1 pseudogene is annotated in these 469 nt (G+C 67.6%); it reads left to right on the forward strand.

What is annotated here, in order from left to right:
* Window positions 1–140 precede the first annotated feature (140 nt).
* Window positions 141–469: pseudogene (locus EN874_RS32215) on the forward strand (hypothetical protein); the annotation flags it as partial.

Genomic DNA, 469 nt, shown 5'->3' on the forward strand with positions numbered 1-469 from the left:
ACTCGCGGATCAAGGCCGAGCTGGGCGCCCGCTTCACTTCTACCCGGCACGCGATCCACGCACGCTCCCCGCTGCTGCGCGTCGCGCTGCGCAGGCTGGCGCCCTATCTGCAGGGCGAACCGGATGGAGGCGGCTGAACGATGCCGTTGCGTTCCCCGCTGATCCTGGACCTGGACGGTGGCGTGCTGCCGCTGCCCCAAGCGCAGACCCTGGCGCTGCCGCAATGGCACGATCCACTGCGCTTCGCGTGCAGCAATGCCACCCTCGATCGTTTCGCCGCTGAAGTGCTGGCACCGCTGCCGGCCCAGCTCGGCACGGTGATGCTTGGCAGTGGTGATTTCCATCATCTCAGCCTGCCGCTGCTGCGCCGCATGCGCGCGCAGGCGCCGTTCCAGCTGGTGGTGCTGGACAACCATCCGGACAACATGCGTTTCCCGTTCGGCATGCACTGCGGTTCCTGGGTGAATGC

Source organism: Mesorhizobium sp. M1D.F.Ca.ET.231.01.1.1, assembly GCF_003999155.2.
Taxonomy (GTDB): domain Bacteria; phylum Pseudomonadota; class Alphaproteobacteria; order Rhizobiales; family Rhizobiaceae; genus Mesorhizobium.